Origin of the sequence: Pseudomonas sp. PDM32 (assembly GCF_019219225.1) — a bacterium.
Taxonomy (GTDB): Bacteria; Pseudomonadota; Gammaproteobacteria; order Pseudomonadales; family Pseudomonadaceae; genus Aquipseudomonas; species Aquipseudomonas laurylsulfatiphila.
The window spans coordinates 149048-162524 of the sequence record NZ_JAHUWE010000009.1 but is presented as its reverse complement, the minus strand read 5'-3'; the positions used below and the strand labels follow the sequence as shown (position 1 = coordinate 162524).

14 protein-coding genes are annotated in these 13477 nt (G+C 63.1%); 10 read left to right on the top strand and 4 right to left on the bottom strand.

Features of this window, described 5'->3' with window-relative positions; all coding sequences use genetic code 11:
* The first annotated feature begins 11 nt into the window (after positions 1-11).
* The 8 genes from KW846_RS18465 to feaR all read left to right on the top strand — a co-directional run bounded on the left by KW846_RS18465 (position 12) and on the right by feaR (position 6748).
* Positions 12-383 (top strand): hypothetical protein, encoded by a 372-nt coding sequence (locus tag KW846_RS18465; RefSeq protein WP_007978123.1) that lies wholly within the window; start codon positions 12-14, stop codon positions 381-383.
* A gap of 3 nt (positions 384-386) precedes the next feature.
* Positions 387-857, top strand: a complete 471-nt coding sequence (locus tag KW846_RS18460; RefSeq protein ID WP_218484088.1) for a nuclear transport factor 2 family protein — start codon at positions 387-389, stop codon at positions 855-857.
* Positions 854-1978: an amidase gene (locus KW846_RS18455; protein WP_218484086.1), complete on the top strand. Its 1125-nt coding sequence runs from the start codon at positions 854-856 to the stop codon at positions 1976-1978. Before KW846_RS18460 ends, KW846_RS18455 begins: the two co-directional genes overlap by 4 nt.
* Positions 1979-2001: 23 nt before the next feature.
* A complete protein-coding gene (locus tag KW846_RS18450; protein WP_218484084.1) occupies positions 2002-3285 on the top strand; it encodes a Rieske 2Fe-2S domain-containing protein in 1284 nt (427 codons plus the stop codon).
* Positions 3282-3782, top strand: coding sequence for an aromatic-ring-hydroxylating dioxygenase subunit beta (locus tag KW846_RS18445; RefSeq protein ID WP_007978131.1), 501 nt, complete (start codon positions 3282-3284; stop codon positions 3780-3782). Before KW846_RS18450 ends, KW846_RS18445 begins: the two co-directional genes overlap by 4 nt.
* A 10-nt stretch (positions 3783-3792) precedes the next feature.
* Positions 3793-4533: an SDR family NAD(P)-dependent oxidoreductase gene (locus tag KW846_RS18440; protein ID WP_102675694.1), complete on the top strand. Its 741-nt coding sequence runs from the start codon at positions 3793-3795 to the stop codon at positions 4531-4533.
* A gap of 191 nt (positions 4534-4724) precedes the next feature.
* Positions 4725-5675 (top strand): PDR/VanB family oxidoreductase, encoded by a 951-nt coding sequence (locus tag KW846_RS18435; RefSeq protein WP_218484082.1) that lies wholly within the window; start codon positions 4725-4727, stop codon positions 5673-5675.
* Positions 5676-5827: 152 nt separating this feature from the next.
* Positions 5828-6748, top strand: coding sequence for a transcriptional regulator FeaR (gene feaR / locus KW846_RS18430; protein WP_218484080.1), 921 nt, complete (start codon positions 5828-5830; stop codon positions 6746-6748).
* 125 nt (positions 6749-6873) lie between these two features.
* Here the strand turns inward: feaR and KW846_RS18425 are convergent, their stop codons facing one another.
* A complete protein-coding gene (locus KW846_RS18425) occupies positions 6874-7503 on the bottom strand; it encodes a response regulator transcription factor (RefSeq protein ID WP_007978139.1) in 630 nt (209 codons plus the stop codon).
* 259 nt (positions 7504-7762) lie between these two features.
* Here KW846_RS18425 and hpaC point away from each other — a divergent pair, with 259 nt between their 5' ends.
* Both hpaC and KW846_RS18415 read left to right on the top strand, forming a co-directional pair.
* Positions 7763-8275 (top strand): 4-hydroxyphenylacetate 3-monooxygenase, reductase component, encoded by a 513-nt coding sequence (gene hpaC, locus KW846_RS18420; RefSeq protein ID WP_007978142.1) that lies wholly within the window; start codon positions 7763-7765, stop codon positions 8273-8275.
* 447 nt (positions 8276-8722) lie between these two features.
* Positions 8723-9019, top strand: coding sequence for a DUF6124 family protein (locus KW846_RS18415; RefSeq protein WP_218484078.1), 297 nt, complete (start codon positions 8723-8725; stop codon positions 9017-9019).
* A 192-nt stretch (positions 9020-9211) separates the two neighbouring features.
* Here the strand turns inward: KW846_RS18415 and KW846_RS18410 are convergent, their stop codons facing one another.
* Genes KW846_RS18410 through KW846_RS18400 form a run of 3 tightly spaced genes read right to left on the bottom strand, consistent with a single transcriptional unit; the run spans position 9212 to position 12824 of the window.
* Entirely contained in the window at positions 9212-10228 is a 1017-nt protein-coding gene (locus KW846_RS18410; protein WP_218484076.1) for a phosphotransferase enzyme family protein, read from the bottom strand.
* A 9-nt stretch (positions 10229-10237) separates the two neighbouring features.
* Positions 10238-11518 (bottom strand): aspartate aminotransferase family protein, encoded by a 1281-nt coding sequence (locus KW846_RS18405; protein ID WP_218484074.1) that lies wholly within the window; start codon positions 11516-11518, stop codon positions 10238-10240.
* Positions 11511-12824: an amino acid permease gene (locus tag KW846_RS18400; protein WP_218484072.1), complete on the bottom strand. Its 1314-nt coding sequence runs from the start codon at positions 12822-12824 to the stop codon at positions 11511-11513. Before KW846_RS18400 ends, KW846_RS18405 begins: the two co-directional genes overlap by 8 nt.
* Positions 12825-13477 lie beyond the last annotated feature (653 nt).

The window sequence follows — 13477 nt, the reverse complement described above, 5'->3', positions numbered from 1 at the left end:
GGATCAACACCATGTCCCAAGCTACCCAGGAACCGTTGCGCGTCGTCTTCTGCATCGGCATTACCCAGAACTTTTTCGACCTGCCCACCGGCGAAGGCCTGAGCGTGTGGAAGGGCTTCAGCCAGATGATGGGCTCCCTCGGCGCCATGCCCGGCATCACCGTGCTCGGCGCCATGGACGACGACCGCCTGATGGTCGGCCCGTCGACCACCTCGCCCTGGACCGTGTACATCATGGCCGACGTCGACTGCCACCAGTCGGTGATCGACGCCTGCAACCTGTTCCGCACCACGCCGGTGGGCGAGTACAGCCTGTGGCGCTACGCCAAGGTCGAAGCGCGCATCGGTCGCCCGCTGACCATCCCTGACGCGGCCAGGGTGTAAGCCATGAACGAGGCCTTGCTGCAGCGTCTTCAGACGCTCGAAGGGGAAAGCGCGGTGCGTCGTCTGATGGCGCGCTACATGGACCTGTGCGATGTGCCGAGGGCGCTTACCCATGTCAGCGAATTGGCTGAGCTGTTCTGCATCGATGCGATCTGGGAAGGCATCGGCAGCCAGACCGCGCAGACCTTCGGCCAACACCGTGGACGCGAGGCCGTCGCCGCGTTTGTCGGCGGTTACCTGCCGCCTTCGGAGCACTTTCGCCTGAACCTGCACTATCTCACCAGCGAGTCGATTGTGGTCGACGGTGATCGGGCTCAGGGGCAGTGGATCATGCAGCAGATTTCCACCTACGCCGACGGTCGCAGCGAGTTGTTCGGCACGCGCCTGAACATCGATTTCCGCTGCGTCGACGGCACCTGGCTGATCGCCCATTTCCGCACGCAACGGCTGTTCAACACGGAGCTGAATGCATGAGTACTTTCATCAGCGAATTCCTCCTCGGTGGCAACGGCAAGCGCGTCGCCATCAAGGACTCCATCGACATCGCCGGCCACCCGACCCGCTCGGGCAGCCGTGCCTTCGCCGATGCACCCGCTGCAACGAAAAACGCCGAAGTGGTCGACGCGATCCTCGACGCCGGCTGGCAGATCGTCGGCAAGACCAATCTGCATGAACTGGCCTTCGGCGTCACCGGCATCAACGACTGGACCGGCACACCGGTGAACCCGCAGGCGCCGGACCGGGTGCCGGGTGGTTCCTCCAGCGGCTCGGCCTCGGCCGTCGCCGCCGGCCTGGCAGACATTGCCATCGGCACCGACACCGGAGGTTCGGTGCGGGTGCCGGCGGCGTGCTGCGGTATCGCCGGGCTCAAGCCGACCTATGGACGAGTCAGCCGTGTCGGTGCCCATCCGCTGGAATCCAGCCTCGATTGCGTCGGGCCGTTCGCCAAAAGCATGGACGATCTGATCGCTGCCATGCAGGTGATTTGCCCAGGCTTTGAGGTGCAGGGACTGCCCGCAGACGGTGCGAAAGTCGGCTTCCTCGACGTGGCCTGTGACGCGCATCTGCAAGCCAGTCTCGGTGCCGCGGCCGACCGCGCGGGATGGCGTCGCAGCCACCTGCACCTGAGCGAATTCGAAGCCGCGTTCGCCGCCGGCCTGACCGTGATCAATTTTGAAAACTGGGCCGCGTTCGGTCATCTCACCGGCAAAGGCCTGATCGGCGCCGATGTCGAGACACGCCTGTTGGCGGCCAGCCGCACCACCCGTGAAGAACTGGCCCAGGCCGAAGCCGTACGCACGCGCTTCACGCAACAGGTGGATGCGGCGCTGGAAGAGTTCGCCGTGCTGTTGCTGCCGACGCTGCCAAGCCTGCCGCCAACCCTCAGCGAAGCCCGCGCCGGCAGCAAGGCCGTGGCTGGCATGACCCCGCTGGTGCGGCCTTTCAACCTCAGCGGCCACCCGGCGCTGACGGTGCCGGTGGAACTCGATTGCGGCGGATTGAAAGTCGGCCTGCAAATCGTCGGCCGCAAAGGTCAGGACGAGCTGGTCTGCGCCTTTGGTGCGCAACTTCAAGCCTCTACAACCCAAATCTAAAAAGAAGCCATGAGGAGAACCGCATGAGCACTCATGAATACCGGCTGATCGCAACGTCGAAAAGCCCCGAAGACCTGGTCAGTCACGACCGCGTCGACGTCTCGCTGTACAACGACCCGGCGCTGTTCGAAGCCGAGCTGGAAAAGATTTTCTACCGCACCTGGGTGTGGGTGGCCCACGAAAGCGAAGTGCGCAACAGCGGCGACTTCAAGACCGCCACCATCGGCCGTCGCCCGGTGATCGTCGTGCGCGACAAGAAAAATAACATCAACGTACTGGAAAACCGTTGCCGGCACCGTGGCGCCACCGTGTGCGAGAAGCACAAGGGCAACGCCACCGGTTTCACCTGCCCGTACCACAGCTGGTCCTATGGCCTGGACGGCAAGCTGCGGGCGTTGCCGTATCCGGACGGTTACGAAGGCATCCTGGAAAAGTCCGAACTGCCGCTGACCAGCCTGCGCGTCGAAAGCTACGCCGGCATGGTCTTCGCCAGCTACAACGACGAAATCGAACCGCTGGAAGACTTCCTCGGCGGCGCCAAACACTGGATGGACCTGTTCATGAAGCAGGGCGCCGGCTACCCGATCAAGACCCAGGGCGAACACAAGTTCAGCTTCAAGGGCAACTGGAAGATCCAGCTGGAAAACACCACCGACGGTTATCACTTCCCGATCGTGCATAAGTCGTTCATGTCGTCGGTGGACGAAGAAACCTCGGAAATGCTCTCGTTCATGACCGACGAACAAGCCGTGACCCACTCCCTGGGCAATGGCCACAGCGTGATGGTGATGGTGCCGGAGCACGTCGACCTGGATCACGACGACGGCACCGAACAGTTGCAGGAACGCTTCGCCCACGTCACCGAAGAGCTGTCGAAAACCCTGCCGGCCGATCAGGTGCGTCGCATCGTGCGCTCGCTGCACGGCGCCGGTTTCAACCTGAACCTGTTCCCCAATGTGGCGATGTCGATGTCGTTCTTCCGCGTGCTGCGCCCGGTGTCGGTCACCGAAACCGAGATCCGTCACGTGGCCCTCGGCATGGACGGCGGCCCGGAAATCGCCAACCGCGAACGCATGCGCATCCACGAACACTTCCAGGGGCCGTTCGGTTTCGGCAGCCCTGACGATGCCGAAGCCTGGGACCGCGTGCAGCGCGGCTCGTATGCCGGCGTCGACGCGCCGATCCTGGTTAACCGCGGCCTGAACCGCGAAATCACCGCTGAAAACGGCGACAAGGTCAGCCACGCCACCGACGAAGGCGGCATGCGCGGTGCCTACGACATGTGGAAAAGGATGATGAGCCAATGAGCAATCACGACACCCTGAACGGTTTTGCAGGTCCCCTGGCCCAGGCCATCGAATTCATCTGGCGCGAAGCCGAACTGCTCGACCACAAGAACTATGCCGAATGGGCGACCCTGTGGAGCGACAGCGGCAAGTACATCGTGCCGATCGACCCGGACACCGAAGACTTCGAAGCGACCCTCAACTACGCCTACGACGATGCGCGCATGCGTGCCCTGCGCATCGAGCGCCTGAGCGCCGGCTTCTCGCCGTCGGCGGTGGACGCGGCGAAAACCATTCGTACCGTCTCGCGTTTCCGTCTGGTGGAAGCGGCCGGTGACATCGTCGAAGTGAATTCCGCGCAGTTGCTGTACGCCTACAAGCGCGGCGTGCACACGCCATTCGTGGCCGACCTGAACCACCGCATCCGCTTCACCGACGGCGTGCCGACCCTGGAACGCAAGGTGGTGCGCCTGATCAACTCCACCGACAGCCTGAGTGCGCTCGGCTTCCTTCTGTGAGGGCACCATCATGAGTCGAGTAGCCCTCGTAACGGGTGCCTCGCGCGGGCTGGGCGAGTGCATCGCCCGCCGTCTGCACGCGGCAGGTTATCGCGTCGCCCTGGCGGATGTGCGCCTCGACGGCGTGCAGCAACTGGCTTTGCAACTCGATGGCAGCGGCGCCAGCGCCATGGCCATCGAGCTGGATGTGCGCAGCAAGGCCGACTTCCAGCGTGCCCGCGACCTGCTCGTTGAGCAGTGGGGCGGCACCGACATTCTGGTGAACAACGCCGGCGTGTCGAAAGTCGCGGCGCTGATGGACATCACGCCAGAAGAGTTCGACGAGTCGATGGCGATCAACCTGCGCGGCACCTTCGTGGCCTGTCAGGTGTTCGGCGCGCACTTTGCCGAGCGTGGCTTCGGGCGCATCGTCAACATCGCGTCGCTGGCCGGGCAGAACGGCGGTACCGCCACCGGCGCGCACTACGCGGCGGCCAAGGGCGGCGTGGCGACCCTGACCAAGGTCTTCGCCCGTGAACTGGCGCCGCAAGGCGTGACGGTCAACAGCATCTCGCCGGGTCCGCTGGACTTGCCGGTGGTGCGCGAAACCGTGGCGCCGGAGCGTCTGGAGCAGATCCTGAAAATGATCCCGGCCGGCACCCTCGGCGACCCGTCGTACATCGCCGACAGCGTGTTGCTGCTGATCGCCGACAACGCCGCCTCCGTCACGGGCGCGTGCTGGGACATCAACGGCGGCTTGTTCATGCGCTGATATTTTCGCCGCGACGCCATCAACTGTGGCGAGCGAGCTTGCTCGCGCTGGGTTGCGAAGCAGCCCCAAGGATCTCAGCAGCACCCAGTATTTTTGCGACTGCTGCGCAGCCGAACGGGAGCAAGCTCCCTCGCAACAAAAGCTATGCCAGACCCAAGACCTAACCGAAACAACAGTATTCAGGTGATGCAATGATGAAGGTGAAGATCGAAAGGATCGTCGACGAAGCGCTGGATATCCGCTCCTTTCGCCTCGTGCGCAGTGACGGCCAGCCGCTCGACACCTATGAACCGGGTGCCCACGTCGACCTGACCGGGCCGACCGGGGTGACCCGCCAGTATTCGCTGTGCAGCCCGCCGCAGGATCGCCGTGCCTACCTGGTGGCGGTGAAGAAAGAAGCGCAGTCGCGCGGCGGTTCGCTGGCGTTGCACGAGCAGGTCGAGGAGGGCATGGAGCTGGAAATGGGCGCGCCGCGCAACCTGTTCCGTCTCGATGAAAGTGCCGGCGAACACCTGCTGTTCGCCGCCGGTATCGGTGTCACGCCGCTGCTGAGCATGGCCTACAAACTGGCGGAAAGCGGCCAGCCGTATCGCCTGCATTATTTCGCCCGTTCGGCGCATTACGCCGCGTTTACCGAGCTGTTGGCGACCCGTTTTGCCGATCACGTGGAGTTTCACTACGGCGTGGAGCCCGCGGACCTGGACGGCGCATTGAGCGCATGCCTGGAGCGTGCCGGCAGCGCCGCCCATGTCTACACCTGCGGCCCGGCACCCTTCATGAACACAGTGGTGAAAGTGGCTTCGCGCAGTCGCCCGGATGAGGCCATTCACCTCGAACACTTCGCGGCGGACCCTACGGCCAACAGCGCCCCGGCCGGCGGTTTCGAAGTGGAGCTGGCCAGTTCCGGCGTGGTGCTGCACGTGCCGGCCGATGCCAGTCTGGTCGACGTGTTGCAGGCCCACGGTTGCGACATCGACACCGAATGCCGCGAAGGTATTTGCGGCACCTGCATCGTCGAAGTGCTGGACGGCGTACCGGAGCACCGCGACAACTGCCTGTCGAACAAGGAAAAAGCGTCCAACAAGCAGATCTGCGCCTGTGTATCACGGGCGCTTTCCGCTCGTCTGGTATTGGACATTTAAGCCTCGGGAAGGCTGGAAAGCGTGCGCCGGAGCCTGTTGAATGGGCGCCCGGCGGCCGTCGAGGGAGGCGATGGCTACAGAAACAACGGTTTTGACGAACCGCTCGATGAAGCGGTCGAAAAATAACAACAAAAACGTGAGGCTTTGCGGACATGATTACAGCATCGACGGTGCGCAACGAGGCGTTCGAAAGTTGGTTGAGCCAGGTGAACCAGGCCTGCGGGCGTTTCGACGCGCGGGCACTGGACACTGATTTCTACGGCGAACTGGCGGAATTTCGCAGCGGTGTGATCAACCTCAGTGTGGTCGACATGGCGCACGTGCATTTGTATCGCACCAGCAAGGACGTCAGCACCAGCTGCGACGGCCACTACTACGCCGTGTTCCAGATGCGTGGCAGTTCACAGCTGGAGCAGGGCGACAACCGCGCGCAACTGGGTTGTGGCGACATCGCGCTGATCGACGCCAGCCGTCCGAGCGACATGACCTACCACGACGATTGCCGACAGCTGTCGCTGATTCTTCCGCGCCAGGTCGTGGAACGTGGATCACACTTCAATGCCGTCAACTGCGCTACGCGTATCGCGGCCAGCAACCCCCTGGCAGCGATGGCCAACAAGCTGGTGCTGGAGACTCGCCAGCAGGAAGGGCTGGACATGCAGGAAAGCGAGGCCGTGCTCGATGCCCTGGCCAGTTTGTTGCTGCCGGGCATCAGCGCCCGGGACAGCGCGGCCGATCCCCATGAGCGGCAGTTCCGCAAGATCATCGCGTTCATTGACGCACATCTGAGCGACGAGGAACTGTGCCCCGAGTTGATCGCCCGTGAAGTCGGGATTTCCGTGCGCGGCCTGTACCGGATGTTCTCCAAGCGCGGGCTGGTGGTGGCGCAGTACATCAAGCACCGTCGCCTGGACTTCTGCGCGGAAAACCTGCGCCGTGCCGATGTCGAGCAGAAGCTGTCGGCGCTGTGTTACGCCTGGGGCTTCTCGGATTCGAGCTACTTCTCCTCGGCCTTCAAATCGCGCTTCGGCGTGTCACCGGGTGCTTATCGCAAGCGCTACAGCCACAACTGACACCGCCCCCCCTGTAGGAGCTGCCGAAGGCTGCGATCTTTTGATCTTGCTTTTTAAAAGATCAAAATCAAAAGATCGCAGCCTTCGGCAGCTCCTACAGGGATCTTCAGCGAATACAGAAATGCTCAATGCCGCACCGGCTCATCCACCGGCAAATGCAGCACCTCGCGCACCAGCATGGCGATGCTGGTCACGCCCATCTTTTCCTTGATCTTGGTGCGGTGCACGTCAACGGTCTTCACGCTGATGTTCAGCTCCCGCGCGATCACCTTGCTGGCCTTGCCATCGATCACCAGCATCAACACTTCCCGTTCCCGACTGGTCAGCAACGCCAGTTTGCCCTGCAGGTTCTGACGCTGTTGCTGATCGGCCTGGGCGTGCACGGCGGTCTTCAGCGCGGCCTGGATGCGGTCGATCATCTGCTGCGGGTTGTAGGGCTTCTCGACGAAGTCCAGCGCGCCGTTCTTCATCGCCGTGACCGACATCGGAATGTCGCCATGGGCCGAGACGAAGATGGTCGGCAGGGTGCTGCCGCGCTGGTTGAGGATTTCCTGCAACTGGAAACCGCTGGTCTCCGGCATGCGCACGTCGAGCACCAGGCAGGCGGGCTGCCTGGGGTCGTACTGGCTGAGGAACTCTTCGGCGCCGGCAAAGCACTGCGCCTGCACGCTGACCGACTCCAGCAACCAGGCCAGGGAAGTGCGCAGGTCCTTGTCGTCGTCAACGATATAAACAATCGGTTTGCGGGTTTCCATCGGGGCTGCCACGAAAGTTTTCTAATTATTGTTTTCGCACGCGAACGCGCGGCACGCATCGGCTCGTTTTTCTGGAGCCAGTAAGCAGAATACCCACTGTGGCCGGCCCTTGCGATAAAGAAACCACCTAGTCGACTAGCGGAAACCCAACCTCGCCATGGTGATCGTCAGAATGGTTGTGTCGCGCCCGCAGCCTTAGTCTTGTTCCATCACCTACGGGCCGCAAGATGGCGGTCCTCCTGAAGGAAGGGGCATTGACATGGCCGACCTGAGCCAGCAGCAAATCGACTTTCGCAACGCCATGGCGCAGCTGCCTGCGGCGGTGAACATCATCACCACCAACGGCCCCGGCGGGCGCTGCGGCATCACCGCCAGCGCCGTGTGCTCGGTGACCGACTCGCCGCCCACCGTGCTGGTGTGCGTCAACCGCAACAGCGCCACCCACGACGTGTTCCGCACCAACGGCCACTTGTGCGTCAACGTGCTGTGCGGCGAGCAGGAAGAGCTGGCCCGACACTTCGCCGGCATGACGAAGGTGCCGATGGCCGAGCGTTTCGCCTGGGACCTGTGGGACGACGGCGCGGCCGACGTGCCGGTGCTGCGCGATGCCCTGGTGCAGTTGGAAGGGCGCATCAGCGAGTGCAAGGAAGTGGGCTCGCACTCGGTGATGTTCGTGGAACTGACGAAGGTCGGCGTGCGCGAACCACGCGACAGCCTGGTGTATTTCAACCGCTTGTTCCATCGCCTGGAACATGCCGGCGCACATTGCTGAGATCCACCACGCCCTCTGTAGGAGCTGCCGAAGGCTGCGATCTTTAAGATCAAGATCAAAAGATCGCAGCCTCCGGCAGCTCCTACAGTACGTTGGTGTCTGGAGGGTTGTTTAACGGCTGTAGGAGTAACTTCCTGCAAGCTACAAGACCTTGCGGCGTTGCCTACAGCTACGCCAGAATCCGCCGGCTTGTGCGCCTTGAGGTCCATCGGTAACTTGATTCGCGTCACTGATTTCCAGTGATCGGGTTTAGCAGCCCGTGGTATTTGAAGATCGTACGAGTGTCCGTCAGGCAGGTATTCCATACCTGCATTTGATGGCAGCTGTGCGCAGGGCGCCCCCGGGCGCGCCGGCTTTCTTCATTTCCCCGGTCTGCTAACCTGCGTACAGCCGCCACCCCTCGTTTAGCAGCGACGACGTGGCAGCATCACGACGGAAATGAAAGTCATGCTCAAGGTTACACCTGATCCACCAGACAACGATTCCTGCCCAAACCCGGCCCTGCACATCATGGCCACCCCGCACAAACCCTCCACACTGTTCACCATCAACCCCGACATCGACACCGAAACCCTGCTGGCCCACGCCTGCGAATCGCTGGCCTCGGCGAGTGTCATGGCCAATGACCTTGCGGGCTTCCTGGAAGGCTCGCACCGCAACACCCTGCTGGGCATCGCGCAAGTGATCATGCTGGGGGAGTTGGCGGTGAATCGGGCGCTGGATAACTTTGATCCGCCGCTATAGCGACTCTTGAGGCAGAAGGTAATCCTGTGGCGAGGGGGCTTGCCCCCGTTCGGCTGCGCAGCAGTCGTAAATCCTGCCGATGCGGTACATCTGAGGAACCGAGATTGCTGATTTCGGGGCTGCTTCGCAACCCAACGGGGCGGTGCGGCGTTCCGACAAGCCCCCTCGCCACAAGTGTTTTTGTGTTTGCAGTTACTGCTGAAGATATTCCCGAGCCAACCAGCAAGCCCGCTCAATCAACATCGGCGCCATTTCAATCGCTGTCGGCGTGCCCTGGCGGGTGTGAATCCAGCCCAGGTACGTGGTGCCGCGCAGCATCAGGAACAGCGCCAGGGTCTTGCGATCAGCCTCGGTCAGCGGCTTGACCGCGTGGTAGCCGTCGAGCAGCGCGGTCTTGATCTGATCAAAGCGCGGGTCATCCAGGCAGAAGTACAGCGCGGTGGCCAACTCGAACATGTGCCAGCCAAACCCGGCATCGTCGAAGTCGATCAGACGCAGGCGCGGGCCTTCGATCAGCAGGTTTTCGGGCACCAGGTCGGCGTGGATCATGCCGAAGTTGCCCAGGTGCCGACCGTATTGGCGCAAGTCCTTGCGCGCCGTGCGTCGCGCCTGTTGCAGCAGCTCCCGTTGCTCATCGCTGAGCTGTTCCAGCTCCCAGAAACGCCCCCAGAACGGGTTGGCGCCGATCAGGCCTTCTTCATCCCAGGCGTGCCGGACAAACTCGTCCGGCTGCTGCCAATCCGCCGAATGCAGGTGAATGCGCGCGGCAATCGCGCCGGCCTCCCGGAACAGAAAATCGATTTCGGTATCGGCCTGCACCCCGTTCTCCGAGGTGCCGGCGGTGGCGCCCGGCAGCCAGGCGAGCATGTCGATGTGGCGCGGCTCGCCGATGGCTTGATGGGTGACTTCGACCAGGTGGCTTTGATTCTGCGCCCGGATGATTTGCGGCACGGTGATGCCGGCGCCGGCCAGTGCCTCCATCCATTGCAGCTCGGAACGCAGCGCGGCTTCGCCGTGATAGCCATTGCGGTGGATGCGCAAGGCGACCCGCTGGCCATCGTGGCGGTGGGCGGAGAACACCGCGTTCTCGCGAAACTTCACCAGTTCGATGTCAGCGAACTCGCCGTCCCACTGTTGCAGGGCATGGCGCGCCAGTTCGTGCAGACGGACCACTTGCTGATCGTGTGGCAGGGTGTGGAATTCGGTCATGGCAGGGCCTCAAATCGCGCTCAGGGCGTGGTCCAGGGTGTCGACAAACAGGTCGGCGTGATCGCGGCCGAACACCAGCGGCGGGCGTAGCTTCAGAATGTTGTCGCCGGCGCCGATCTTGCTGATCAGCACGCCGTTCTCGCGCATGTCGTTGACTACCTTGCGCGCCTCCAGGCCGGCCGGTTCCTTGCTGGCATGGTCGCGCACCAGTTCCATGGCGAAGAACAGGCCCTTGCCGCGCACGTCGCCGATGATCGAGTGCCTGGCGGCCAGCTCTCGCAGGCGTTGTTGCACGTAAGCGCCGACGTTTTGCGCGTTTTTCAGCAGTTGTTGTTGCTCGATCACGTCCAGCACCGCCATGCCGACCGCTGCCGCCACGGGCGAGCCACCGAAGGTGTTGAAGTACATCGCATGGCGCCCGAAGGATTCGACCAGGGCCTTGTGGGTGATCAAGCCGGCCAGTGGATAGCCGTTACCCATGGGTTTGCCGAGGGTGACGATGTCCGGTACCACGCCGTGGGCCTGATGACCCCACAGGTGATCACCGGTACGGCCGAAGCCGGACTGCACTTCGTCGGCGATGAACAGACCACCGGCGGCGCGGATCAGCGCGGCGGCCTTGTTGACGAAACTGGCCGGCACCCGTGGCAGGCCTTCGTTGGCGAACAGGGTGTCGATCAGCAACGCGGCCGGGCGAATGCCTTGGGCCTGCATTGAGGCAATTGCCGCGGCGATGTTGGCCGCGTATTGCTCGGCCAGTTGCGCCTCGGTGGTGCCGGCCGGCGCGCGGTACAGGCACGGAATCGGCACGGCCCGGGCATGGGCGGCGAAGGGTTCCGGCGAGGGCAGGGCGGTGGTGACTTGCGCCAGCGACGCCGAGTTGCCGTGGTAGTTGTAGTCACTGACGATGATGCCGGCGCCGCCACTGGCAAAGCGCGCCAGTCGCAGCGCCAGCTCATTGGCCTCGCTGCCGGTGCAGGTGAACATCGCGGTGTCCAGCGGTTCGCCGAAGGTCGCGGTCAGGCGTTCGGCATAGCGCACCACTTGCTCGTCGAGGTAGCGGGTGTGGATGTTCAGCGTGGTGGCCTGGCGGTGCATGGCCTCGGTCACGTGAGGGTTGCAGTGACCGACACAGGGCACGTTGTTGTAGACGTCGAGGTAGCGACGACCGTCGACGTCGAACAGCCAGACACCTTCGCCACGCACCAGGTGCAAGGGGTTGTCGTAGAACAGCGGTGAGGCGCTGCCCAGTACGCGATGGCGGCGTTGCAGCAGAGTGTCTTCAGGCATGGTCCGGAACCTCAATGACGGTGGCGCGACGGTTGCGCAGCAGGTAGTTGAAAATGCACAGGCTGAAGGTCACGGCGAGGGCGATCAGCATCAGCAGGTCGAGCTGGAAGCAGGCGGCGATCACCACCAGCGTCAGGGCCAGGCCCAGCCAGGCAACCAGTTTGCCGCCGGGCAAGGTGAAGGGCCGTGGCAGGTCAGGCTGGCCGGTCTTGATGCGCAGGTACGCGGCGAAAATGAACAGGTAGCCAACGTTGAGCAGCAACACGACCGCGAGCATCACCGTGGCCGGGTCCACTTCGGACAACGGCAGACCGATGGCGCCAATCAGCAACAGCGCCGGCCAGGGCGTACCGCGTTTGCCGGTCTTGCCCAGCCATTGCGGGAACAGGCCGTCGCGAGCCATGGCGAACAACTGCCGGGACGCGGCGAACACCAGTGAAAAGAAGGTAGCGATCAGGCCGAACACTGCGCCGCAGCCAATCACCTTGGCCAGCCACGAACCGTCACCGAAGGCGCTGTTGCCGGACATCGCGGCGTACAGCGGATCACCTGCCGAACCGACCAGCTCGACGCCACCGGCACCGGGTGCGCAAACCAGCACCACCAGCGCCGTCACCAGCAAGGTGCCGATCGCCGCCAGAATGCCCCGCGGCATGGTACGACCGGGGTTGTGCGCTTCTTCGGCTGCCGAACCGGTTTGCTCGACCGTGATGAACAACCAGATCGCGAAGGGTACGCAGGCGAAGATGCCGCCGAGGCTGACCGGGGTGACGACGTTGGCGGGCAGTTTCAGCAAGTTGGCCAGTTCGACATGGGGCGCCATGGCCACGCCAAAGGTGAGCAGGGCGACCACGGCGATCACGCCGGCAATGAAGGTCAGGCCCATGGCCTCACCGACGCCGCGCATGTGAATGCCGATGATCACCGCGAACAGGGCGATCTTCACCGGCCAGCCACCGAGGCCGAAAATCGATTCGGTGTAGGCGCAGATGAACGTCGCCGCTGCGCCGGTGCCGATGGTCAGTGCCAAGGCACAGGCGACGCCGACCAGATACCCCACGAACGGCCCGAACGCACTTTGCGCATACACGAACACGCCGCCAGCGCTGGGCAACGCCGTGGACAGTTCCGCCACGCACAAGGCCAGGCCGCCACAAAGCAGGGCCATCAACAACGTGGCGATCAACATGTTCAGCCAGCCACCGGCCGCCAGCCCGAAGTTCCAGCCGGAAAACTGCCCGGCCACCACCAACGCAATTCCGAGGCCGGCAATCTTTGGCCAGCCCAGCGCACTTTTCTTGAGCACAGAAATCTCCCGCGACCCGAAGGTCGATTTATTGTTTTAGTGAGATGTGGAGGGGTTCAGCGTTGCATTGCAGGGCACTTTGGAGCGGGTTGTGCCCCAGAGGTCGGCTTCGATACTACGCCGGGGGTGTGGCGCGGCAGGTGTGCGTGTGTGCCATGTGGTTGGTTGTGGGTGCCAGATTTTGGTGTGTATCCGCAGGCGAATTCTGTGGGAGCGGGCTTGCTCGCGAAGGCGGAGTGTCAGTCGATGATGATGTTGGCCGTGCTGGCCTCATCGCGGGCAAGCCCGCTCCCACAGGGGACTGCGGTGTACACAAATGTTGTGCATGGCAGAAATCCAAATGTGGGAGCGGGCTTGCTCGCGAAGGCGGGGTGTCAGGCGACGGTGATGTTGGATGTGCTGGCCTCATCGCGGGCAAGCCCGCTCCCACAGGGGACTGCGGTGTACACAAATGTTGTGCATGGCAGAAATCCAAATGTGGGAGCGGGCTTGCTCGCGAAGGCGGGGTGTCAGTCGGCAAGGATGTTGGATGTGCTGGCCTCTTCGCGGGCAAGCCCGCTCCCACAGGGGACTGCGGTGTACACAAATGTTGTGCATGGCAGAAATCCAAATGTGGGAGCGGGCTTGCTCGCGAAGGCGGGGTGTCAGTCGAT